At 65.0% G+C, this 23777-nt stretch carries 22 protein-coding genes; 16 read left to right on the forward strand and 6 right to left on the reverse strand.

Translation table 11 applies throughout. The features are described from left to right. Position 1 precedes the first annotated feature (1 nt). From C6W88_RS03495 to C6W88_RS03525, 7 genes are all read left to right on the forward strand, one after another. Positions 2-763: an SDR family NAD(P)-dependent oxidoreductase gene (locus C6W88_RS03495; protein ID WP_231498475.1), complete on the forward strand. Its 762-nt coding sequence runs from the start codon at positions 2-4 to the stop codon at positions 761-763. Positions 764-778: 15 nt separating this feature from the next. Beyond that, entirely contained in the window at positions 779-1765 is a 987-nt protein-coding gene (locus C6W88_RS03500; protein ID WP_108131473.1) for an alcohol dehydrogenase catalytic domain-containing protein, read from the forward strand. Positions 1766-2296: 531 nt separating this feature from the next. Then, positions 2297-3868 (forward strand): Re/Si-specific NAD(P)(+) transhydrogenase subunit alpha, encoded by a 1572-nt coding sequence (locus C6W88_RS03505; protein WP_108131474.1) that lies wholly within the window; start codon positions 2297-2299, stop codon positions 3866-3868. Between the two features lie 16 nt (positions 3869-3884). Continuing rightward, the gene (locus tag C6W88_RS03510) at positions 3885-5327 is read left to right on the forward strand and encodes an NAD(P)(+) transhydrogenase (Re/Si-specific) subunit beta (protein WP_045991814.1); all 1443 of its coding nucleotides are present in this window, start codon (positions 3885-3887) and stop codon (positions 5325-5327) included. A gap of 324 nt (positions 5328-5651) precedes the next feature. Next, positions 5652-6722 (forward strand): NAD(P)H-dependent glycerol-3-phosphate dehydrogenase, encoded by a 1071-nt coding sequence (locus tag C6W88_RS03515; protein ID WP_108131475.1) that lies wholly within the window; start codon positions 5652-5654, stop codon positions 6720-6722. Continuing rightward, positions 6712-7200 carry a phosphohistidine phosphatase SixA gene (gene sixA, locus C6W88_RS03520; RefSeq protein WP_108131476.1) on the forward strand — a complete coding sequence of 163 codons (489 nt, stop codon included), beginning with the start codon at positions 6712-6714 and terminating at the stop codon, positions 7198-7200. Before C6W88_RS03515 ends, sixA begins: the two co-directional genes overlap by 11 nt. Positions 7201-7303: 103 nt before the next feature. Next, positions 7304-7618: an antibiotic biosynthesis monooxygenase family protein gene (locus C6W88_RS03525; protein ID WP_045991811.1), complete on the forward strand. Its 315-nt coding sequence runs from the start codon at positions 7304-7306 to the stop codon at positions 7616-7618. A gap of 1 nt (position 7619) precedes the next feature. Here C6W88_RS03525 and C6W88_RS03530 read toward each other — a convergent pair whose 3' ends face one another. Next, positions 7620-8582: an AEC family transporter gene (locus tag C6W88_RS03530; protein ID WP_108131477.1), complete on the reverse strand. Its 963-nt coding sequence runs from the start codon at positions 8580-8582 to the stop codon at positions 7620-7622. Between the two features lie 234 nt (positions 8583-8816). On the opposite strand from C6W88_RS03530, the gene kdgD reads away from it, so the two are divergent. The 4 genes from kdgD to C6W88_RS03550 all read left to right on the forward strand — a co-directional run bounded on the left by kdgD (position 8817) and on the right by C6W88_RS03550 (position 13052). Next, positions 8817-9734: a 5-dehydro-4-deoxyglucarate dehydratase gene (gene kdgD, locus C6W88_RS03535; RefSeq protein ID WP_108131478.1), complete on the forward strand. Its 918-nt coding sequence runs from the start codon at positions 8817-8819 to the stop codon at positions 9732-9734. Positions 9735-10170: 436 nt separating this feature from the next. Beyond that, positions 10171-10977 carry an alpha/beta fold hydrolase gene (locus C6W88_RS03540; protein ID WP_108131479.1) on the forward strand — a complete coding sequence of 269 codons (807 nt, stop codon included), beginning with the start codon at positions 10171-10173 and terminating at the stop codon, positions 10975-10977. Continuing rightward, a complete protein-coding gene (locus tag C6W88_RS03545) occupies positions 10974-11846 on the forward strand; it encodes an alpha/beta fold hydrolase (protein ID WP_108131480.1) in 873 nt (290 codons plus the stop codon). The genes C6W88_RS03540 and C6W88_RS03545 overlap by 4 nt, the downstream gene beginning before the upstream one ends. A gap of 177 nt (positions 11847-12023) precedes the next feature. Further along, a complete protein-coding gene (locus tag C6W88_RS03550) occupies positions 12024-13052 on the forward strand; it encodes a patatin-like phospholipase family protein (RefSeq protein WP_045991798.1) in 1029 nt (342 codons plus the stop codon). A gap of 114 nt (positions 13053-13166) precedes the next feature. On the opposite strand, the gene C6W88_RS03555 is transcribed toward C6W88_RS03550, so the two are convergent. Next, positions 13167-13754 carry a Smr/MutS family protein gene (locus tag C6W88_RS03555; RefSeq protein WP_045991797.1) on the reverse strand — a complete coding sequence of 196 codons (588 nt, stop codon included), beginning with the start codon at positions 13752-13754 and terminating at the stop codon, positions 13167-13169. 264 nt (positions 13755-14018) lie between these two features. On the opposite strand from C6W88_RS03555, the gene prmB reads away from it, so the two are divergent. The 5 genes from prmB to phaC all read left to right on the forward strand — a co-directional run bounded on the left by prmB (position 14019) and on the right by phaC (position 19501). Next, positions 14019-14990, forward strand: coding sequence for a 50S ribosomal protein L3 N(5)-glutamine methyltransferase (gene prmB / locus C6W88_RS03560; protein WP_231498478.1), 972 nt, complete (start codon positions 14019-14021; stop codon positions 14988-14990). Between the two features lie 10 nt (positions 14991-15000). Continuing rightward, positions 15001-16086 carry a chorismate synthase gene (gene aroC / locus C6W88_RS03565; protein WP_108131481.1) on the forward strand — a complete coding sequence of 362 codons (1086 nt, stop codon included), beginning with the start codon at positions 15001-15003 and terminating at the stop codon, positions 16084-16086. A gap of 131 nt (positions 16087-16217) precedes the next feature. Further along, positions 16218-16598: a hypothetical protein gene (locus C6W88_RS03570; RefSeq protein WP_108131482.1), complete on the forward strand. Its 381-nt coding sequence runs from the start codon at positions 16218-16220 to the stop codon at positions 16596-16598. Between the two features lie 285 nt (positions 16599-16883). Continuing rightward, complete coding sequence (locus C6W88_RS03575) at positions 16884-17426, forward strand: phasin family protein (RefSeq protein WP_045991793.1); 543 nt, start codon at positions 16884-16886, stop codon at positions 17424-17426. Positions 17427-17662: 236 nt separating this feature from the next. Then, positions 17663-19501, forward strand: a complete 1839-nt coding sequence (phaC, locus tag C6W88_RS03580; RefSeq protein ID WP_045991792.1) for a class I poly(R)-hydroxyalkanoic acid synthase — start codon at positions 17663-17665, stop codon at positions 19499-19501. A 237-nt stretch (positions 19502-19738) separates the two neighbouring features. Here the strand turns inward: phaC and lnt are convergent, their stop codons facing one another. The 4 genes from lnt to C6W88_RS03600 are packed head-to-tail and all read right to left on the reverse strand — an operon-like array spanning position 19739 to position 23747. After that, positions 19739-21229 carry an apolipoprotein N-acyltransferase gene (gene lnt / locus C6W88_RS03585; protein ID WP_108131483.1) on the reverse strand — a complete coding sequence of 497 codons (1491 nt, stop codon included), beginning with the start codon at positions 21227-21229 and terminating at the stop codon, positions 19739-19741. Between the two features lie 60 nt (positions 21230-21289). Further along, positions 21290-22156 (reverse strand): CorC family transporter, encoded by an 867-nt coding sequence (locus C6W88_RS03590; RefSeq protein WP_045991790.1) that lies wholly within the window; start codon positions 22154-22156, stop codon positions 21290-21292. After that, a complete protein-coding gene (gene ybeY, locus C6W88_RS03595; RefSeq protein ID WP_108131484.1) occupies positions 22153-22659 on the reverse strand; it encodes an rRNA maturation RNase YbeY in 507 nt (168 codons plus the stop codon). Before ybeY ends, C6W88_RS03590 begins: the two co-directional genes overlap by 4 nt. Then, on the reverse strand, positions 22656-23747 hold the full coding sequence (locus tag C6W88_RS03600; RefSeq protein ID WP_045991788.1) for a PhoH family protein: 1092 nt from the start codon (positions 23745-23747) through the stop codon (positions 22656-22658). Before C6W88_RS03600 ends, ybeY begins: the two co-directional genes overlap by 4 nt. Positions 23748-23777: the final 30 nt, after the last annotated feature.

Consider the following 23777-nt stretch of genomic DNA (forward strand, 5'->3'; position numbering starts at 1 on the left):
CATGCGTCCCGATTTTGACCTCGACGGACGGGTGGCGCTGGTCACCGGGGGCAGCAGCGGGCTGGGTCTTGCCATCGGCGAGGCACTGGCGGCGAGCGGCGCCCGGGTGGTGCTGGCCGCCAGGCGTCAGGACGCGCTGGATGCGGGAGTGGAGCGGATTCGGAGCATGGGCGGCCAGGCGGCCGCCCTCAGCGCCGACCTGGCCGACGCCAGGGGCCTTGATGAGGTGGCACGTCGCGCTACCGAAGCGTTTGGCGATCCCCAGATTGTGGTCAACGCCGCCGGGGTGAACCTGCGCCAGCCGGCAGAAGAGGTCGATCTGGCCTCGTGGGAGCTGACCCTGCAGCTCCACCTGGGCACGCCGTTCTTTCTGTCACGGGCGCTGGTGCCGGGGATGCGCGCGGCGGGCTACGGTCGCATCATCAACCTGGCCTCGCTGCAGTCTAGTCGTGCCTTTCCCGACAGCGCCCCCTACGGGGCCGGCAAGGGGGGTATCGCCCAGCTGACCCGCGCCATGGCCGAGGCCTGGTCGCGCCACGGTATCAACGCCAATGCGCTGGCGCCGGGATTCTTTCCTACCGAGCTGACCTCACCGGTGTTCGACGATGCGGCCAGGTCCGAGGCGCTGGCGCGCCAGACCGCCATCGGCCGTAACGGAAGGCTTGAGGATATCGCGGGACCAGCGGTATTCCTGGCGTCCCCGGCCTCGGCCTACGTCACCGGCCAGATCCTTCACGTCGATGGCGGCTTTACCGCCAAGTGATTCAGGAGACTCACCATGCAAGCCTTGTTCTACGTCGGTCGCGAGCAGATGGAGATGCGTGGCACCGAGCCCGAGCCGCTCAAGCCGGGGGAGTCGCGGGTGCAGGTGGAGGCCACCGGCATCTGCGGTTCCGACCTGCATGCCTACCATGGCCATGATCCCCGGCGGATGCCGCCGATGATCCTGGGCCACGAGGTCGCGGGACGGGTGGTCGAGGGTGCCTGGAAGGGCAAGCGGGTCACCATGAACCCGCTGATCGTCTGCGGCCACTGCGAGTACTGCCAGGCCGGGCGCCAGAATCTATGCGAGAACCGCAGCATGATCGGCATGAATCGCCCCGGCAGCTTCGCCGAGACGGTCAACATCGCCGATCACAGCCTGATCGAGCTGCCACAGACGCTCAGCGCCGAGGTCGCCGCCATGACCGAGCCGGTGGCGACCGCAGTGCATGGTATTCACCGCCTGGAGCGGGTGCTCGATCGCCCGCTGGCGGAGTCCCGGGTGCTGGTGATCGGTGCCGGCGCCATCGGCCTGATGACCGCCTTGATCCTGCGCCAGCGCGGGGTGCGCTCGCTGCGTATCGCCGATCTCAACCCGCTGCGCCGGGAGGCGGCGCTCAGGGTCGGGCTCGAGGCCTTCGACCCGCGCGAAGCGCCGCCCCGGGCCGACTCGGTGGAAGCGGTGTTCGACTGTGTGGGGGCCGGCCCCACGCGCAAGATGGCGGTGGCCTCGGCTCGTCCTGGTGGCGCGATCATGCACCTTGGTCTGCAGGACAACGATGGGGTCACCGATACCCGCGCCATCACCTTGAAGGAGCTGAGTTTTCTTGGTGCCTACACCTACAGCTTCGGTGATCTTCGCGCTGCCGTCGCACTGCTCGACGCCGGTGCGCTGGGGGAGCTGTCCTGGGTCGAGAAGCGGCCTCTGGTCGAGGGGCCGGCCGCCTTCGAGGAGCTGGCAAGCGGGCGCAGCGCCGCCGCCAAGGTCATTCTGTATCCGTAAGGGCCGCGTTGGCACGGAGCAGCGCTCTGAACAGGCGATGTCGAGTGGACGCGCTGTGCGTCGCCTGTAGCTTCACCAGCGCTTTTGCCAGCCCTGTCGTCAGCCCTGTCGCCAGCGCTATTCGTCATCCTTTCAGCTATCTTTTCGTCCATCCTGTCGGCAAGGTGGCGCAGATGGTCGACGTTTTTTCTGAGCGAATAGATAGCTGAGTGAGCGCTTGTTCAATCGTGAATGGGCGGTCGACCTCAGGCTGCATTTTCCGTTGTTGTTCGCTGGAGGTTGCCTTCAGGGTGTGATCACGCCGCCAGACCGGGCACGCCGGGCCTGGGAGGCTCGGAAGGGCATAAGGTTACACCCCGCTTCGTGCCGGTTCTCTTAATGGATTCAGGTGGTTGCTCTCACATTGCAGTGCACAAATTACTGGCGATCCCCTCTTGTGCAGACTAGCCACAAGAGGTAACACTGGTAGGAATGACAACAAGAAACCATAACAAGCAATCGTAATAACGTTGGCCACATGGGAGATCCATCGTGAAGATAGGAGCACCAAGGGAACGGCATAAGGGCGAGGCGCGTGTCGCGCTGACGCCCGAGAGCGCCGGACACATTCAGAAGCTGGGTCACGAGTGCCTGATCGAGACGGGCGCAGGTGAGCTTGCCGGCTTTACCGACGCCGCCTATGAAGAGGCCGGTGTCACTATCGTCGACAGCATGGAGGCGGTGTTCGAGCAGGCCGACGTGGTCGTCAAGGTGCGCGAGCCACAGAAGGAAGAGTCCGACCTGCTGCGCCAGGGCCAGACCCTGATCAGCTTCTTCTGGCCGGCCCAGAACGAGGAGATGCTCGAGACCTGCAAGGACAAGGGTGCCAGCGTCGTCGCCATGGACATGGTGCCGCGGATTTCCCGCGCCCAGAAGATGGATGCGCTGTCCTCCACCGCCAACATCGCCGGCTATCGCGCGGTGATCGAGGCAGGCAACCAGTTCGGGCGCTTCTTCACCGGTCAGGTCACCGCCGCGGGCAAGGTGCCGCCGGCCAAGGTGCTGATCATCGGTGCCGGCGTTGCCGGTCTTGCCGCCATCGGTACCGCCACCAGCCTTGGTGCGGTGGTGCGTGCCTTCGACGTGCGCCCCGAGGTCTCCGAGCAGATCGAGTCCATGGGCGCCGAGTTCCTGTTCCTCGATTTCGAGGACTCCCAGGACGGCTCCGAAAGCGGTGGCTATGCGGCGCCCTCCAGCCCCGAGTTCCGCGAAAAGCAGCTCGAACTGTTCCGTCAGCAGGCCCCCGAGGTGGATATCGTCATCACCACCGCCCTGATCCCCGGACGCCCGGCTCCCAAGCTGTGGCTCGAGGACATGGTCAAGGCGATGAAGCCGGGCTCTGTGGTGGTCGACCTGGCCGCCGAGAAGGGCGGCAACTGCGACCTGACCAAGCCTGATGAGCGCGTGGTTACCGACAACGGCGTCATCGTGGTCGGCTATACCGACTTCCCGTCGCGCATGGCCACCCAGTCGTCGCTGCTGTACTCGACCAATATCCGTCACATGCTGACCGATCTGACGCCGGAGAAGGACGGCAAGATCGTTCACGACATGGAAGACGACGTGATCCGTGGCGCGACCGTCACCCACCAGGGTGAGGTCACCTTTCCGCCGCCTCCGCCCAAGGTCAAGGCCATCGCCGCGGCCAAGCCGAAGCCCAAGGAGAAGGAGCCGACACCGGAGGAGCGCAAGGCTGCCGAACACGCTGCCTTCATGAAGCAGACCAAGAGCCAGGTCACCATGCTGGCGGTCGGCGGCATCGTCATGGGGCTGCTCGGTCTGGTGGCGCCGGCGTCCTTCATGCAGCACCTTATCGTCTTCGCGCTGGCCTGCTTCGTCGGTTTTCAGGTCATCTGGAACGTCAGTCACTCTCTGCACACGCCGCTGATGGCGGTGACCAATGCGATTTCCGGGATCATCATCCTCGGTGCCGTGCTCCAGGTGGGCTCGGGTAGCTGGTTGGTCGCCTTGCTGGCGGGCATCTCGGTGCTGATCGCTTCCATCAACGTCGTGGGTGGCTTCCTGGTGACACGCCGGATGCTGGCCATGTTCCAGAAGTCCTGAACCGCGGAGAGACGAAATGCTAGGACAACAATTCGTAACCGCCGCGGCGATCGCGGCGAGTGTGCTGTTCATCCTCTCGCTGGGGGGACTGAGCAATCAGGAAAAGGCCAAGCGCGCGGTGTGGTACGGCATCGTCGGTATGGGCCTGGCGGTGTTCTCCGTCATGCTCGGCCCGAACATCGGCAACTACTGGCTGATGATCCCCTTGATGATCGTCGGTGCCGTGGTCGGCACCATGGTGGCTAAGCGGGTCGAGATGACCCAGATGCCGCAGCTGGTGGCGGCGCTGCACTCCTTCGTCGGTCTGGCGGCGGTGTTCGTCGGCTGGAACGCCGAGATGGAACGTGCCCGGGTGCTGGCGCTGAAGGCGGCCGGTGAGTCCCTCGACGGCCTGTCGGCGTTCGCCGCTACTCTGGCCTACAAGACACCTGCCGAGCTGACCTTCCTGCAGGTCGAGGTGGTGCTGGGCGTGTTCATCGGTGCGGTGACCTTCACCGGCTCGGTGATCGCCTTCGGCAAGCTGGCCGGCAAGATCGACGGCAAGCCGAAGAAGTACCCCGGCGGTCATGCCCTGAACGCCGGTGCGGCGATTCTCTCGCTGGTGCTGGCCATCGCCTACCTCAACGGTGCCGGCTTCTGGACACTGTTGCTGATCGCTCTGCTCGCCTTCTTCATCGGCTGGCACCTGATCCTCGGCATCGGCGGCGCCGACATGCCGGTGGTGGTGTCGATGCTCAACAGCTACTCGGGCTGGGCCGCGGCCGCTATCGGCTTCACCCTGTCCAATGACCTGCTGATCGTCACCGGTGCGCTGGTGGGCTCCTCCGGTGCCATCCTGTCGTACATCATGTGCAAGGCGATGAACCGCAACTTCGTCAGCGTCATCCTCGGTGGCTTCGGCGGTACCCAGGGGCCGGCCCAGGAGATCGAGGGCGAGCAGGTGTCGATCGACGCCGGTGGCGTCAGCAGCGCCCTCAACGACGCCGACAGCGTGATTATCGTGCCGGGGTATGGCATGGCGGTGGCCCAGGCCCAGAACGCGGTCAGCGAACTGGTGCGCAAGCTGCGCTCCGCCGGCAAGGAGGTGCGCTTCGGCATCCACCCGGTGGCAGGTCGTCTGCCGGGTCACATGAACGTGCTGTTGGCCGAGGCCAAGGTACCCTACGATATCGTGCTGGAGATGGACGAGATCAATGATGACTTCGCTTCCACCGACGTGGTCATCATCATCGGCTCCAACGACATCGTGAACCCGGCCGCCCAGGAAGACCCCAACAGCCCCATCGCCGGCATGCCGGTGCTCAAGGTGTGGGAGTCCAAGCAGGTGTTCGTGTGCAAGCGTGGTCAGGGAACCGGCTACTCGGGCATCGAGAACCCGCTGTTCTTCAAGGAGAACACCCGGATGTTCTACGGCGATGCCCGGGCCAGTATCGATTCGCTGATTCCGCTGATCGACTGAACTGAGCTGCGTGTAGTACAGGGCTCCTCTTTAGAGGGGCCCGATGATGCCCCCCTCTTTAAAGGGGCCCGAAGACGCCCCTCCTTGTAGGGGCTGAAGACGCCCCTCTTCACAGGGGCCCGACGACGCCCCTCTTCACAGGGGCCCGAAGACGCCCCTCTTCACAGGGGCCCGAAGACGCCCCTCTTTAAAGGGGCCCAAAGACGCCCCTTTCGAGGGGCGTTGCTCGTTGTGGCACCAGGTCAGTCAAAGTGGCGACGAGATCCCTCGTCGTGACGTCAGATTCGGTACAATCCACCAAGACTCATCGACTGCGGAGCAAGCATGACCGACATGGACACCAGGGTGGCGGTGCTGGGGGGCGGGAGCTTCGGCACCGCGCTGGCCAGCATCGCCGCCGATAACGGCTTCCACGTGCGCCAATGGCTCAGGGACGGCGCGCTGGTGGAAAGCATCAATCGTGATCATCGCAATCCGCGCTACTTGCCCGACTACGCCATCAACCCCAGGGTCAAGGCATCCACCGAACTCGAGTGGGTGCTCGAGGACGCCATCCTGGTGCTGGTGGCGATTCCCTCCAAGGCCTTCGCCGAGGTGGTGCGCCAGGCACGTCCCTGGCTCAAGCCCGAGCAGATTCTGGTCAGCACCACCAAGGGCATCCAGGAGGATGGCTTCAAGCTGATGAGCCAGATCCTCGAGGACGAGACGGGGTTTGCCCACGTGGGCGTGCTGTCCGGGCCCAACCTGGCCTCCGAGGTGGCCCAGAAGCAGCTCACCGCCACGGTGATCGCCAGCCACGACGCCGAGACGAGATCGCGGGTGCAGGCGGCGCTGGGCTGTGACTATTTCCGCGTCTACGCCAGCAATGACCGCTACGGGGTCGAGCTTGGCGGTGCGCTCAAGAACATCTACGCCATCGCCGCCGGCATGGCAGCGGCGCTGGGCATGGGCGAGAATACCCGCAGCATGCTGATGACCCGTGCGCTGGCCGAGATGAGCCGCTTCGCCGTCTCCCAGGGCGCCAATCCGATGACCTTCCTGGGGCTGGCCGGTGTCGGCGACCTGATCGTGACCTGCTCGTCGGAACTGTCGCGCAACTATCGCGTCGGCTTCGCGATGGGCAAGGGTCAGAGCCTGGACGAGGCGGTGGCGTCTCTCGGCCAGGTGGCCGAAGGGGTCAATACCGTCAAGCTGGTGCGCGACAAGGCCGATGCCGAAGGCGTCTACATGCCGTTGGCGGAAGGGCTCTATCAGGTGTTGTTTCGCGGCGTGCCGGCCCGTGACATGGCCAAGCTGCTGATGCGCGGCGAGCAGAGCAGCGACGTCGAGTTCGTGCTCCCCCGCGAGGACGTCAAGCAGGACCGGCGACAGACGGAGGCCAAGAATGGCGGATAGACTCTGGATCATGCGTCACGGCGAGGCCACTCCGGGCTTTCCCGACGAGGCGCGCAGGCTGACCACCCGCGGCGAGGACGAAGCTCGCGCCATGGGCCGCTGGCTGGCGAGTCGTGACGACATCGACTGGGGCCGGCTCAAGGTGCTGGCCAGTCCCTACGTGCGTGCCCAGCAGACCGCCGCCCTGGTGCTGGACGCTCTGCCGGACGAGGTGAGTCTCGATACCCTGGACATCATCACCCCCGACGATTCCCCCGAGGCCGTGGTGGACTGGCTGACGCTGGAAAGTGACGAGGGCCCGCTGCTGCTGGTCAGCCATATGCCGCTGGTCGCGGCCCTGACCGGGCTGCTGGCGGAGGGCAGGGCAGGGGCCGGGGTGGGCTTTGTCACCGCGGCAATCGCCGAACTGGAGGCCGATGTCAGAGCCGCTGGTTGCGCGCGGCTGGTGGGCATGACCACGCCATCGTCACTTCGCTGACCCTGACCGCAGTGGTTGGCGTGGTGCGAGCGACCTGTCTGACATATTTCGCACTCGATAGAACGGGCCCGTCACTGGCGGGCTTTCACCTGAAGGGACGCCCATGAGTTTTTTCGTCAACAACCGCATCTTCGTCAATCCGGGCTTTGAGGACGAGTTCGAAGAGCGCTTTCGCCGTCGCGCCGGAGAGATCGACAAGCAGCCGGGCTTTGTCGCCATGCGTGTGCTGAGGCCGCTGGGCAACCAGGCGCCCTACGTGGTGGAGACCCAGTGGGAGAGCCAGGCGGCGTTTCGTGCCTGGGTCGGCAGCGACGACTTCAAGCGTGCCCACGCCAACCCGCTGCCGGCGGAGGCCACCCGCGAGGGCGGCGGTATCGAGCAGTTCGAGGTAGTCGAGGGGACTGAAGCCAAGGGCTGAACTAGATTAGCCCGTTGAGCCGCAGGGCGAAGACACCCACCGTCACGCTGATGCTGGCCACCAGGGTGGTGAGGGCGATGATATTGGCCGTCAGAATTTCATCGCCGCCCATGGCCTTGGCCATCACAAAGGCCGCCGCCGCGGTGGGGCTTGCGAAGAACAGAAACAGCACGCCCAGCTCGGCACCACGAAAGCCAAGCCCCAGCGCCGCCAGGGTGGCCACCAGCGGGATCACCACCATCTTGGCGAGGCTTGCGCTGACGGCGGTGCGATAGCTGGTCTTGAGCGCCCGGGTGGAGATGGTGGCGCCGATGCAGATCAGCGCCAGCGGCAGGGTCAAGGAGGCAAAGTAGTCACCGGTGGTCTCGATCCACTCGGGCAGGCTGACCTGCAGCGCCGCCAGGGGCGTGGCGACCACAACCGCCAGGATCAGCGGATTGGTCAGGATATGGCGGAAGATGCTGTTCCAGTCGATGGCCTTGCGCCGGCCGTCCTCGTCCAGTTGGTATGCCGCCAGCACCACCACCGACAGCACGTTGTAGCAGAGGATTACCACCCCCAGCAGCAGACTCCCCAGCGATAGCCCCACCTCGCCGTACATGCCGTGGGCGAGTGCCAGGCCAACCACTCCGCAGTTGCCGCGAAAGGCGCCCTGTACATAGACCCCGCGCTGGTGACGCTTGACCCTAAGCGCAGCGTAGCCCCAGGCGAGCACGAAGCTTGCAATGGTGGCCAGTGCGAAGAAGGCCAGCATCCAGGGGTTCAGGGTGCGTTCCAGATCGGCGTGGATCAGGCTGAGAAAGAGCATGGCCGGCAGGGTGGCGCGAAACACCAGTCGCGACGCCGTATTGACGAAGGCCTGATCGATCCAGCCGAGTCGCTTGAGCGCAATGCCGATAAACACCATGGCAAACACCGGCAGGCTGATGTTGAGCGTCGACAGGAAGACATCGATCAATGACATGGGCGCGTCCTTGGGCCTCCAGGGAGAGGGTGTCGGATGGCCCCGGGGGCCCGCTTCGAGTCTCTCGTCGGCATTGCGGCGGGTGAAACAGGAGTGTGAACTTTGGTCTAAAGTTACCACAGTGGCTATTGTCAGTCAGCGTCCCGACGTCTAGCTTATGTTTTGTATGATGTATGACATGGCGGGAATCGAAACCCTCATGTCCGTTCACGACGAAGACAGGAGGACGTTTCGGTGAAATTTTCCCATGCCCAGGTCAAGCAGGCGATCAGCGATGGTCTGCTGTCGTTTCCGGTCACGGACTTCGACGCCGAAGGACGTTTCGACGCCGAGAGCTATCGCGCGCGTCTCGAGTGGTTCATCAGCCACAAGATTTCGGCGGTGTTCGTCGCCGGTGGCACCGGCGAGTTCTTCAGCCTGTCGCTGGAGGAATTCCGTGCGATCGTCCGTCTGGCCGTGGAAGTCGTCGATGGTAAGCTGCCGGTGATCGCCAGCGCCGGTCTGAGCGTGGCCACCGGTTCCGAGTTCGCCCGCATCGCCGAGGAAGAGGGCGCCGACGGTATCCTGCTGATGCCGCCTTACCTGACAGAGTGTCCCCAGGGCGGCCTGGTGGAATACGCCAGCCGGATCTGCCAGTCCACCAGCGTCAGCGTGATCTACTACAACCGTGGCAACGGCGTGCTCAACGCTCAGTCCGCCAAGCGGCTGGCCGACGCCAACCCCAACCTGGTGGGACTCAAGGACGGCAAGGGCGACATGCAGGCGCTCAACCGCGTGATCAAGACCGTCGGCGATCGACTGGCTTACGTCGGTGGCGTGCCCACCGCCGAGATCATCGCCGAGGCCTACCTGGCGGTGGGCGTAAACACCTACTCCAGCGCGGTGTTCAACTTCGTGCCGGACATGGCGGTGACCTTCTACAAGGCCCTGCGTGCCGGCGACAGCGACACCGTGCGCAAGATCTCCCGCGAGTTCTTCCTGCCCTTTGTCGCCCTGCGTGACCACAAGGCAGGCTACGCCGTCAGCCTGATCAAGGCCGGCACCGACCTGATCGGCCGTCCGTCCGGCGCGGTGCGTGCCCCACTGGAAATGCCAAGCGATGATGAGCGCAAGCAGCTCGAGCAGTTGATCGAGCGCGCCCGTTCCTTCTGATTCATGACGTTCGATGCTGGCGCTGCCGCGTCGACAGTCCCTGAAGCTAACCCTTCGCCAGGGAGGGACGCCAGGACGTCGGGGGAGGGCACGAGAGGTGGCGCGGCAGGGCTTGGCTCATAATGCACGCCATCATCACTTTTCAGCGAGACAGGGTCGGCAAGTCAGCGGCAGTGAGACGGGGTCAGGGAGAGATATCAGCGCGCCAGCCAGAGTCCGATGACCACCGCCACGGCCACGGTGGTGAAGAACAGACGGTTGCGCAGGCGGGTATCGCGGGCGGGTTTACGGGACACGCGTTGCTCCTTGGTAGCGGGGAGTCAGGGGGAATTCCGGGGAATCTAGGCTTTGGTTCACTTGGCGGCCTAGGGTAATGCCGTTAGCCTGCCAAGGCTACAGCGGCGGGTCGCCGCCTCTCATCGGATGAGACAGAATCATGCCAGATACCCCAACCTTGCTGTTCGCCCACGCCAATGGCTTTCCCGGCGGCAGTTACAGAAGCCTGCTGGCACCACTCGCAGAGCGCTTCGACGTCCACCCGCTCGATCGCCTGGGCCACCATCCCGATTTTCCCGTGGGCCACAACTGGTTGGCATTGCGTGATGAATACCTCGAGAGCACCCGTCACCTGGCCGGACCCTTTATCGGTGTCGGCCACTCCATGGGCGGGGTGATCACCGCCATGGCGGCGCGCCAGGAGCCGGAGCGGTTCCAGGCCGTGGTGATGCTCGACCCGCCGCTGATGCTGGGCATCGACGCCTTGGCCATGCGCGTCAGCAAGTGGCTCGGCATGGTGGATCGAGTGACGCCGGCAGGCAAGAGCAAGGGGCGCCGTACCCGTTGGGAAAGCCGTGATGCGATGCGCGCTCAACTTCGGCGCAAGGGCCTGTTTCGCAGCTTCACCGAGGAGGCGCTGGACGACTACATCGATGCCGGCACCACGACCCTGGAGGACGGCGCGGTGGTGTTGAGCTATGACCCGGATATCGAGGTCGAGATCTTCCGTCATCTGCCCCACCATCTGGATCGTCTGCCCACGGAGGTACGAGTACCTCTGGGTGTGCTGGCAGGGGAGACGTCTGACTTGCTGACCGAGGCACGTTGCCGACGTCTCAGCCGGCGCGGTATCGCCCTAGACAGGGTGCCCGGCAGTCATATGTTTCCGATGGAGCAGCCCGAGGCAACGCGACGCGCCTTGCTTGCCATGATCGACCGTCTGCTGGGCGAAGGGGCAACGCAATGAAGCCAGCGGGAGAAGCGCTTCGCCTGGCACAGGGTCGCCTGGCCGCACTGGCCTGGGGAAGCACGGAGGCGCCGGTGTGGCTGGCGCTGCACGGCTGGCTCGACAACGCCGCAAGCTTTGCGCGTTTAGCGCCGGTGCTGGCCGAACGGCTCGATATACGCCTGGTGGCCATCGACATGGCCGGCCATGGTCACTCCGAGCGGCTGCCCGGTGACTACGACTACGCCATCTGGGACTACTGCCACGACCTGCTCGATGCACTGGATGATCTCGGACTGGATAGTGCCCCGGTGCTGGCTCACTCCCTCGGCGCCGGGGTGGCCTGCCTGGTCGCCGCGGCCTGGCCCGAACGCATCGAGCGCCTGGTGCTGATCGACGGTCTGGGGGCCTTGACCACCCCACCTGAAGATACCGCTGGCCAGTTGGGGCGTTCGTTGCGGGCCCAGCGTCGCCGTCGCTCGCGGATTCCTCATTATGCCGATCTGGATACCGCGGTGGCGGCGCGGGTCGCCGGTGGCGCCACCCCGGTGGATGCCGAGACGGTGCGCGACATCGTGGCCAGGAACCTGACCCCCTGCGACGAGGGCGGCCTGCGGCTGCGCACCGACCCGCGCCTGCTGCGCCCCTCCCCCGTGCGGCTGACCGATGACCAGGTCGCGAATCTGCTCGAGGCTATTGCCTGCGAGGTACTGCTGGTCGAAGGGCGTGACGGTATTCTCGGGGAACGTCCACGAGGGGTGGCTTCGCGAGCACGCGTTCTCCGCCTGACCCGTCGCGTGCTGGAGGGCGGACACCATCTTCATGCCTCGCCGCAGCACGCCCCCGCGGTGGCCGATGCCATCGTCGAGGCGTTGTCCGCAACACCTTGATCGAAAAGACGATCTTGGCAGCCAGTCGGTGGATGAGTCTTGGCCGCTGCGCCGTGACAGGCCGCGTAAGCTTTTCCACGGTGGGTTAGTCTAAGCTTATAGACAGGCCTGCGAGTGCGAGGCATGCGCTGTTCAAGCGCTGCCCGCGCGGCCAATCCGCAGCAGGAGGGCATTGCCATGACCGTCTATCGCCACGATTGTCCCCCGGGATCGAGCGGCAAGCGCATTGCGCTGACATTGGGTAGTGGTGGTGCCCGAGGCTATGCCCACATCGGTGTGCTGCAGGAATTGGTCGCCCGCGACTATGAAGTGGTGGCTATCTCGGGGTGCTCCATGGGCGCCCTGGTCGGGGGCATCTTTGCTGCGGGGAAGCTCGAGCCCTACCGTCAGTGGGTCGAGGAGCTGGGCTCCTTCGGCGTACTTCGCCTGCTCGACATGTCGTTCACCTCCATGGGTGCCATGCAGGGCAGGAAGGTGATGAGCAAGATCGAGTCGTTTATCGGTGACGTCGCCATCGAGGACCTGCCCATTCCCTTCACCGCGGTGGCGACCGACCTGATGCGCCAGCGAGAAGTGTGGTTTCAGCGGGGGTCCCTGCTCAAGGCTATCCGTGCCTCCATCGCCATACCCGGGGTCTTCACGCCGGTCGAGGATGGGCCTCGGCTGCTGGTCGATGGCGGTCTGCTCAATCCGCTGCCGATCATCTCCAACGTGTCGGTCCACGCGGACCTGGTGATGGCGGTCAACGTCACCGCCAACAGCCCCAACCTTGTCTCTCTCGAGGAGTTGCTGCCGGTGGAGTGCCCGAGCTGCGATGAGGCCCGAGGCGGTAAAGGTACCAACGGAGAACGCCGCAGGGGCGATCGACGCGGTGCGCTGATGGCGCGGCGTTTTCAGGAAAGCGCCGAATCGGAGGCCGAAGCCGACCGTGCCGAGCGCGGTAATGCCGCGCTGGGGCGCAAGGACTGGGGACGGCTGGCCACCATCCTGACCTCCTTCGACATCACCCAGGCGGCGTTGGCGCGCTACAAGGAGGCGGGCTATCCGCCGGACATCCTGGTGGAGATACCCAAGACCGTCTGCGGCTCCTTCGAATTCCACCGTGCCAGGGATCTGATCCGTCTGGGGCGTCACCTGACCTGCCAGGCGCTGGATCGCATCGAGACCTGCGGTATCGTCGAGCAGACTGAAAAGCCAGCAGGCTGACCCAGGGCATCGGCCGCGACTTCCAGGCCCATATCGACTGCGCCGCCTCAGCAGCATCTGGGTCGCACCGATGCACCTTCTGACAGGGGGGCAGGGTGTCTGTCTGACCGGGACTCAGGGCGTCTGGCCGCGCCGTCTCAGCAGCACGTAAACCGCACCGGTGCCGCCTTCGGCGTCGGTGGCCGAACAGAAGGCCAGCACGCTCGGCCATTCTCTCAACCACGCATTGACGTGACTCTTGATCACCGGATAGTCGGCGGTGGCGCCCCAGGCCTTGCCGTGGACCACGATCACGCAGCGATGACCACTGGCCACCGAGTCACGCAGAAAGCTCTCGAGTTCCGAGCGAGCCTCCTCGAGGCTGTAGCCGTGCAAGTCCAGACCGCCTTCCCAGCCGATCATCCCGCGCTTCAACTGGCTACGGGTGCGATAGGGCAGGTCGGGAAGGGCAAAGTCCAGATACTCCGATGGGCGTACCGGCTCGACTCGGCCATCCGAGGTGCGCCCGGTGGCCACGTCATCACCCGCGCTGACGGCGGCAGCGCGGCGCGCGGCGGCGGCCTGATCTCGCTGGGCACGGGTGGTCGGGCGCGGCTTGCCGGTGTCGGCGCGGTTGTGGCGGATACGACGGACACCTGCCTGCTCCAGGGCCTGGCGAAACGCGCTGATCTCGTCGTCGGGCGGTGGCTGGCGCTGGCTCATGGGGTCCTCGGGTCCGGAAAAAGGGAGGCCCAGTATACCGTGGTGGCCGTGGCAGTGAACCGCCGGCACGGATACAATGCCTTGCGAGTCAGATAGCCATCTATATCGCTATCTCGATCTCTATCTATATCGCTATCCAGGATCTTGCATCTGCCTTCGCCCCTGGAACGGAAGGGACCTTCGCGTGAAGGTCGTCGAAGGCGGTGATGGTCCATGCGATCCTGGCGCACGCCTCTTCTTGAACCCGATCGACAGGATGCCCTCTTGGCCGACTCTTCCTCCTCTCCGTCCACTTCCAGGTCTTCGACGCTGGCGCTCCCCGACGCTGAATTGGCCGACGGCCTGTTCACCCTGCGCGACTGTCTGCGCTGGGCAACCAGCGAGTTTCACCTGGCGGGGCTGACCTATAGCCACGGCACAGACAGCGCCTGGGACGAGGCGGTGGCCCTGGTGCTTGGCGCCTTGCATCTGCCCTGGAACGTGGACCCCGGCGTGCTGGATGCGCGGCTGCTGCCGATGGAACGCGAGCGCATCGTCGGCCTGGTGCGCGCCAGGATCAGCGACAGGCGGCCCTTGCCCTACCTGCTCGGCGAGGCCTTCTTCGCCGGGCTTGTGTTCAGTGTGGACGAGCGGGTGTTGATTCCGCGCTCGCCGATTGCCGAGTTGATCGAGTCGGGCTTTCAGGCCTGGTTCCCCGAGGAGCCGCCTCGGCGCATCCTCGACCTGTGCACCGGCTCGGGCTGTATCGGCATCGCCTGCGCCGAGTATCTGCCTACCGTCGAGGTGGACCTGTCCGATATCAGCCAGGACGCCCTGGCGGTGGCCCGTGAGAACATCAATCGCCACGACGTAGGCCGGCGCGTGCGCGCGGTGCACAGCGACGTCTTCGATGGCCTGGAAGGGCAGCGTTACGACTTGATCGTGTCCAACCCGCCCTACGTCGATATCCGCGACCTGACCACCATGCCGGAGGAGTTCCGTCATGAGCCGGCGCTGGCGCTGGGGGCGGGCAGCGATGGCCTTGATATCGTCAGACGTATCCTGCGCGAGGCAAGAGCGCACCTCAGCGACCACGGCGTGCTGATCGTCGAGGTCGGCAACTCCGATCATCATCTGGAAGCGGCCTTCCCCGAGGTTCCCTTCCTGTGGCTCGAATTCGAGCGCGGCGGCCAGGGCGTGTTCGCCCTCACCGCCGAAGAACTCGACGCCCATGCGGCGTCCTTTGCACAACAATAGAGGAGCGCCCATGTCCGGCAATACCTTCGGCAAGCTGTTTACCGTCACCACCTTCGGCGAGAGTCACGGGCTTGCGCTCGGCGCCATCGTCGATGGCTGCCCGCCTGGCATCGAGCTCAGCGAGGCCGATCTGCAGGCCGACCTGGATCGTCGCCGTCCAGGCACGTCGCGCCATACCACCCAGCGTCGCGAGCCTGATCAGGTAAAGATCCTGTCGGGCGTGTTCGAGGGACGCACCACCGGTACCTCGATTGGCCTGTTGATCGAGAACACCGACCAGCGCTCCAAGGACTATTCGAAGATCAAGGACCAGTTCCGGCCGGCCCACGCCGACTACACCTATCACCACAAGTACGGCGAGCGCGACTATCGCGGTGGCGGACGTTCCAGTGCCCGCGAGACCGCCATGCGGGTGGCCGCCGGGGCCATCGCCAAGAAGTACCTGGCGAGCCAGGGCATCGTGGTGCGTGGCTACATGAGTCAGCTGGGCGAGCTGGCCATCGAGTTTCGTGACTGGGAGGCGGTCAACGACAACCCCTTCTTCTGTCCCGACCCCGAACGGGTGCCGGAACTCGAGGCCTACATGGACCAGCTTCGCCGTGACCAGGACTCGGTGGGGGCGAAGATCACCGTCACCGCCGAAGGGCTGCCGCCCGGGCTTGGCGAGCCGGTGTTCGACCGCCTCGATGCCGAGCTGGCCCACGGCCTGATGAGCATCAACGCGGTCAAGGGCGTCGAGATCGGTGACGGCTTTGCCAGCGTGGCCCAGCGTGGCAGCCAGCACCGTGACGAGATGACCCCGGAGGGTTTTCTGTCGAATCATGCCGGTGGCGTACTGGGAGGCATCTCCAGCGGCCAGACGCTGATCGCTCACCTGGCGCTCAAGCCGACCTCCAGCATCACCATTCCTGGGCGCTCCATCGACGTGGACGGCAATCCGGTGGAGGTGGTAACCAAGGGACGCCACGATCCCTGCGTGGGGATTCGTGCCACGCCCATCGCCGAAGCGATGATGGCGCTGACCCTGATGGACCACCTGCTGCGTCATCGCGCACAGAACAGTGATGTGCGAGTCAGCACACCACGGCTACGCTGAATCGCAGAGCATGACAGGACTGCTACACTCAAGTAACTGTGGCAGGGAAGGTGCAGGATGCAGGCATCTTTGCGCCCGATAGCGCGGGCTACCGGCGCCACACACCGCCATACAAGGATCACGAGGCCAGTATGAAGATCAACGTCGAATTCGATCTGACCCCGGAAGAGTTACGCCAGGCATTGGGGCTTCCCAATATCGAGGCCTTCCAGCAGGACCTGCTCGATCGCATTCATCGGCAGATGGAGTCCGGTGTCGAAGGCTACGATCCGATGAGCCTGATGCAGCCGTTCCTGCAACAGCCGGCGCTGCAGCAGGGACTGTCCCAGGGGCTTGCCAGTTTCGGCAACTATCAGAAGATGATGATGGATATGCTGACCCAGGCCGCCCAGAGCGCCAAGGGTTCTTCTGCCAAGGATGACAAGGCCGAGGAGGCGTCAAGCTCCGCGGCGTCGCGGTCCAGTGGGGCGGCCAAGGCCAGCTCGCGCAGCGCCAAGGGCGGCAAGAGCTAGCCAGGTGCTCGTCAAGTGCCCGCCAGGGGCCCGCAGGAAAGCGGCCACGGGTATGGCGGGGAGGGCAGATTCGCCGATGGCGAGGGTGCGGGGCGTCTTGATGCACAATCGCGCAGGAGGCGACGCCTGTCATGGCGTTGTCACCGAGGGTGTGCCAGACTGAGTTTGTTGCGCTGCAACAACGCTGTCCTCAGCATGCTTCCTGGACGGAGGCTCCCTGGCGGACAGTGGCAGCGGATTGCCGAGTGGACAGACACCATCGACACGATTCCAGGAGGTTCGGTCATGCAAGACAAGATGTTCGACAACTTCAACGAGCAGACTCGTCAGTTCTTCGAGCCGATGCGCAAACTCAACTCCCTGATGCTGGACAACATGCAGAAAATGTCCCAGTACCAGATGGAGTCGATGAAGCGCTATAGCCAGATGGGTACCGAGCGCATGCGTGAAGCCACCGCGATCAACGACGCCGAGGGGCTGCGCGACTTCTCTACCCGTCAGGCCGAGATGCTCAACGAACTGTCGGCGCAGATGCTCGAAGATGCCCGCGCCATGAGCGAAATGAGCCTCGAGTTCAAGAGCGAACTGGAGTCGCTGTTTGCCGAGTCCGGCCAGCAGCTTGCCGATCAGGCGACCCAGGCCCGCGACCAGGCGACCGAGGCGGTCGAGAAGGCCACCCAGCAGGTCACCGAGGCAGCCGAAAAGGCCACCCAGCAGGCCAGCCAGGCGACTTCACAGGCGGCCTCCCAGGCCTCGTCTCAGACCAGCAGCGCCAGCAAGTCGACCGGCGGAACCGCCAAGGCGACCTCCAGCCGCAAGCGCACTTGAGGCAAGCGGGTCTGAGGCAAGCGCACCTGAGACAAGAGTACTGTTGGACGTGCCAATGAGTGAGCGGCCGCAGGCGAGTGCAGGCATTGGCGTGAAGCGCCTGCCGCACGACGGCATAGACAGCGGCGGCCGACTCGCCCCCCAACAACGATGACGAAACGAGGGTGGATAGCTGCGACGCCGCGAGGCCGACGGTGGTCCACCCTTTTTTGCAGGGCAGGCCAGAGGAGAACGCAATGGCGGCAGGTGATCAGGCGGCGGACAACCCGGAGGAATGGGGCAACCAGCTATCGGTGCTGGGCGCCGAGTACCAGGCGTTGATGGAAGATTTCCTTTCGCGCATGGTGCCCAATGACGCAGCGGATTCGGTGATGGAGGACATTCGCAACAGCTTCCAGGCCGGTGCCGAATCGCTGATGCGCAATCCCACCCTGCTATGGGAGACCCAGGCCAAGCTGATGCAGGATCAGATGGCGCTGTGGCAACAGGCCATGGCGGCGGCCAGCGGTGGCGCTTTCGAGCCCTTGGTGACGCCGTCCCGCGGCGATCGCCGCTTCAAGGACGAGGCCTGGACCAGCGATCCTGGCTACAACGCCATCATGCAGCAGTATCTGCTGTTCTCGAACACCGTCGAGACTCTGGTGGACAAGCTCGACGATCTGAGCCCCGGCGAGAAGCGCAATCTGTCCTTCTACGCGCGTCAGATGGTCAACGCCATGTCGCCGACCAACTTCGTCTCCACCAATCCCGAAGTCATGCGCAAGACCCTCGAGACCCGGGGCCAGAACCTGGTCGACGGTCTGTCGCGTCTGCGCGAGGACCTGGCCAACTCGGCCGAGGGTCTTAACGTCACCATGACCGATCGCAGCGCCTTCGAGGTCGGTGAAAACATCGCGGTGTCACAAGGCGCGGTGGTGATGGAAAACGAGCTGATCCAGCTGATCCAGTACGCGCCCACCACCGAGAAGGTGTTCAAGACGCCGCTGTTGATCGTGCCACCCTGGATCAACAAGTTTTACGTGCTCGACCTGCGCCCGGAAAACTCGCTGGTGAAGTGGCTGGTGGACCAGGGCCACACCGTGTTCCTGATCTCCTGGCGCAACCCCGGACCGGAGCAGCGCGATCTGACCTGGGCGGACTACATGCAGCTTGGCCCGATCGCGGCGCTGGACGGTATCGAGCAGGCCACTGGCGAGAAGTCGGCCAACTTCCTGTCCTACTGCATCGGCGGCACCCTGACGGCCTCGACCATGGCCTACCTGACCAGTACCCGGCGCGGGCGCAAGGCCAAGTCGGTGACCTACATGGCGACCCTGCAGGACTTCCGTGACCCCGGCGAGATCGGCGTCTTCCTGAGCGAACCGGTACTTCAGGGCATCGAAGCCAAGCTCGAGCAGGACGGTTACCTGGATGGCCGCGTCATGGCCTACTCGTTCAACCTGCTGCGGGAGAACGATCTGTTCTGGTCGTTCTACGTCAACAACTACCTGAAGGGCGAGGATCCTGCGGCCTTCGACCTGCTGTACTGGAATACCGACGGCACCAACCTGCCGGCGGGCACCCACGGCTGGTACCTGCGCCATCTGTATCAGGAGAATCAGCTGGTCGAGCCAGGCGGTGTCGAGCTCGACGGCGTCAAGATCGACCTGCGCAAGGTGTCGACGCCGAGCTACTTCATCGCCACCAAGGAAGACCATATCGCCAAGTGGAACAGCAGCTACTACGGCGCGCTGTTGCCCAAGGGCCCGGTGACCTTCGTGCTGGGGGGCTCCGGCCATATCGCTGGCGTGGTCAACCCGCCGCACAAGAACAAGTACGGCTACTGGACCAACGACGAGCTACCCGACAACCACGAAGAGTGGCTGGCCGGGGCCAAGGCCAATGAAGGCTCCTGGTGGCCCCACTGGCAGGAGTGGATGGTCAAGGGTGGCTACGTGGACGCCGACAAGATGGTCGATGCCCGCGAGCCTGGTGGCGGTGAGCTGCCGCTGCTGGAGCCCGCGCCGGGGCGTTTCGTCAAGACCAGCATCCCTGAAGTGCTGGGCGAGGCGGAGGACGACGAGGCCGCCGAGTAACCTTCGTCAGCGTGACAGGCAGGAGGGTATCCGAGGAACGCATCTGGCCTTTGATACCCGCCTGACGCTCGTACACTAATCCGCACTGTTGCAACATGGTGGCAACACGGTTGCAACACAACAACGCCGCGAGGGCCTGAGCCCTCGCGGCGTTGTCGTTTGTGGTGAATGTCGTTCGCGGCCAGAGCGGCGTCGACGGTCGTTGGCTTGCGTCGGCTTGCGTCGGCTTGCGTTGGCTCAGTCCCGCCGGCGCCACAGTGCGCCCGCCAGCAGCATCAGCCCGGCGACGAGCCAGGTGGGCCAGCTGCCGGTGCGGGTGAAGGGCGTCAGCCCCTGCATCGGCTGCACCTGACCGTCCAGGCGAGCCGTCTCGAACTGGGGCAGCTGGTCGAGCAGGCGTCCCTGATCGTCGATGATGGCGGTGATGCCATTGCTGGTGGCTCGCATCACGTAGCGGCCGTTTTCCAGGGCGCGCAGCCGGGCCATTTCCAGATGCTGGTGGGGGCCGATCGAATCGCCAAACCAGCTGTCGTTGGAGACGGTGAGCAGAAGTTCCGAATCACGGGCACGCTCGGCCACCAGGTCGGCGTAGATGATCTCGTAGCAGATGGCGTTGCCGAGGGTGTGACCGGCGGCGGTCATCGGCGGCTGCGTATCCGGTCCCGGCGTCATGGCCGGCATCGGCAGGTCGAAGAAGGCGATGGCGCCCCTGAGCAGGCTTTCCAGTGGCAGGTACTCGCCGAAGGGCACCAGGTGGGCCTTGCGATAGGCGCCACTGGCGTTGCCGTAGGCGCTCACGGCGTTGAAGAAGCGCCCGTCGGCTTCGCGCTGAAGGATGCCGGTCAGCAGCGCCGTCTCGGGGGCCAGCGCCGCCTGGGCGCGGGCCATGATCGGCTCGGCCTGGTCCTCGAACATCGGCAGGGCCGCCTCGGGCCAGATAACGATGTCCGGCTCCACCGGGACGGTCGCCTCCAGGTCACCGGTCATGCCCAGATAGGTATTGACCGCCTGACGCTGGCCCTCTGGCAGCCACTTGATCTCCTGGGGCAGGTTGCCCTGCAACAGGGCCACGTTCAGCGGATCACCGGTGGGCGAGGTCCACTGGTTCGGCAGCAGCCAGGGCAGACCCCACAGGGCCACCAGCGGCAGGGCGGCCAGCGGTCGTGGCCGCGCGAGCTCCGTCAGCAACACACCGCTGGCCGCCACCACCAGCGACAGCAGGTAGACGCCGCCCAGCGGCGCCAGCGCCGACAGCGGTGAGTCGACCTGGGTGCTGCCGAGCAGCAGCCAGGGAAAGCCGGTGAACAGCCAGGTCCTGATCCACTCCATCAGTACCCAGAAGCCGACGAAGCCGAGCCCGCCCGCCAGCGCGGTGGGGCGGGCCGGCATCAGGCGCCGGAACAGCCCCATCGGCAAGGCGACGAACAGCGCCATGCTGGCCACGAACAGGGCGGTCAGGAAGAACGCCAGCGGTGCGCTGGTGTAGCCATAGTCGTGGATCGATACGTAGACCCAGGAGGCGCCGCTTCCGAACAGTCCGAGGCCGTAACACCAGCCGCGCAGCTGCGCCTGGCGTGCGCCCCGACGATAGAGACCGGCGTAGACCAGGGCGGCGGCCAGCGGGGCCAGCCACCACCAGGAAAAGGGGGCGGCGGCGAGGGTCGTCAGCCCTCCGGCAATCAGGGCGGCAAGGTAGCCGGCCCTGCCGCCGAGCACTCGCTCGAGCATGGGGTCCATCCTTGGTGTGGGCGAGAAAGGCAAGGCGTCCCCGGACGGGGACGCACGGGTTCAGTCGTCGGTACGGCTTTCGGGTTCGACCTCGAGCAGCCGGATACGCCGATTGTCGGCGTTGAGCACGGTGAAGCGCCAGCCCCCGATCAGAGTATGTTCGCCGCGCGCCGGCAGGTGGCCGAAACGCTGCATCACCAGTCCTCCCAGGGTATCGAACTCGTCGTCGGAGAAGCGCGTGCCGAAGCGCTCGTTGAAGTCCTCGATGGGGGTCAGGGCTCGCACCGCGTAGCGGTCATCGCCCAGCTGGCGGATGTCCTCTTCCTCGTCGGTGTCGTGCTCGTCTTCGATGTCGCCGACGATCTCCTCGAGGATGTCCTCGATGGTGACGATCCCGGCGGTGCCGCCGTACTCGTCCACCACCACCGCCATATGGCTGTGGGTGTCACGGAACTCCTTCAACAGGCTGTTGAGGCGCTTGGACTCCGGCACGAACATGGCAGGGCGCAGGACTTCTTCAAGCTGGAAGGGGCGGTCGTCGCTGGACCCCTGCAGCAACGGCAGCAGGTCCTTCACCAGCAGGATGCCCTTGACCTCGTCGAGGTTCTCGCCGATCACCGGGTAGCGCGAGTGACCGGTCTCGAGAATGATCGGCAGGTAGTCCTCCAGCGGCTGATCGAGCTCCAGGGCGGTGACCTGGGAGCGCGGGATCAGCACCTCCCTGACCTGCTGGTCGCTGATGTTCAGGGCGCCTTCGATGATGGTCATGGCATCCTGCTCAAGCTTCAGGCGGCTGCCCGCCTGGCGCAGGAATTCGCGCAACTCTTCTCGCGAGCTGGGTTCGTCACTGTCGCTGGACAGGGCACTGAAGAGTTTGTCGAACCAGGATTTGTTGGGGGCCTGGCTACTCGATCGGTCTTCGCTCATGCGTCGGCTCTCTCGTCCTCGCTACCGGGATCCGGAGATGGGGCCGGCGGGGCGTAAGGGTCGTCAATGCCCAGGCCGGCAAGGATACTGCGCTCGAGGCCTTCCATGAGGTCGGCCTCCTCATCCTCGATATGGTCATGGCCCAGCAAATGCAAGGTGCCGTGCACGACCATATGAGCGTAGTGATCGATCAGCGACTTGTCCTGCTCGCGTGCTTCGCGCACGACCACCGGATGGCAGATCACCAGATCGCCAAGCAGCGGAAGCTCGAGGCCTGGCGGGGCCTCGAAAGGGAATGACAGGACATTGGTCGGGGCATCCTTGCCACGGTAGTCACGGTTGAGGGTCTGGCTCTCGTCGGCGTCGACCAGGCGAATCGTGAGTTCCGACTCCGCCCGTTCGGGGAAGCGGGCCAGCACGGCGTCGACCCAGCGCTCGAGGTCATCGGCCTCTGGCAGGTCGCTGGCCTCGCTGGCCACCTGACGGTCCACGCAGGCGCTCATCGGTGGGCGTCTCCGTCACCGTTCATGGACTGTAGACGCTCGGCACGCTCCAGCCGACGCTCTTCGGCACGCGCCTCGCGGCGAGCGCGCTCCTCGGCTTCCTGGTTGGCCTCGAACAGGTCGTAGGCCTCGATGATACGCTGCACCAGCGGGTGGCGAACCACGTCCTTGGCGGCGAAGTGGGTCACCCCGATACCGGCGGTGTCCTTGAGCACATCGAGCACCTGGATCAGGCCGGAGCTCTGGCCCTTGGGCAGGTCGACCTGGGTCACGTCGCCGGTGATCACCGCGGTGGAGCCGAAGCCGATGCGGGTCAGGAACATCTTCATCTGCTCGCGAGTGGTGTTCTGGCTCTCGTCGAGAATGATGAAGGCATTGTTCAGGGTGCGCCCGCGCATGTAGGCCAGCGGCGCGATCTCGATCACCTGGCGCTCGATCAGCTTGGCGACTTGCTCGAAGCCGATCATCTCGTACAGGGCGTCATACAGTGGGCGCAGGTAGGGATCGATCTTCTGGGCAAGGTCACCGGGCAGGAAACCGAGCTTCTCGCCGGCTTCCACCGCCGGGCGCACCAGCAGGATGCGTCGCACCTGCTGCTGGTTGAGCGCTTCCACCGCAGCCGCCACCGCCAGGTAGGTCTTGCCGGTACCGGCGGGGCCGATGCCGAAGTTGATGTCGTGGTTGCGGATGCTGGTGACGTAGCCCTGCTGATTGAGGCCGCGCGGCTTGATCAGGGTGCGCGGGGTACGAATCAGCACCTCGCCCTCGCCGGCGTCTTCTTCGGCGTCCTCGTCGAGGGCCTCGATGCCGGCTTCCTGCAGGAACAGGTGCACGGTGTCCGGGGTCAGCTCGGTGGCCTCGGCCTCACGATAGAGGTGTTCCACCAGGTTCGCGGCCGCCTTGACGCGAGCGCCGGGGCCGGCCAGCTGGAACATGTTGCCGCGGTTGCGCAGGGTGACGCCGAGCCGGCTTTCGATCAGCTTCAGATGCTCGTCGCGCTGGCCACACAGGTTGGCAAGACGGCGGGGCTCGTTGGGTTCGAGGTTGAGCGTGATGATGCGGTTGGCCTGGGTCGATGGCTGGCTCAAGGCGTGAAGAATCCGTGTTTGGGTGGCTTT

This window comes from Halomonas litopenaei, assembly GCF_003045775.1.
GTDB classification, from domain to species: Bacteria; Pseudomonadota; Gammaproteobacteria; order Pseudomonadales; family Halomonadaceae; genus Halomonas; species Halomonas litopenaei.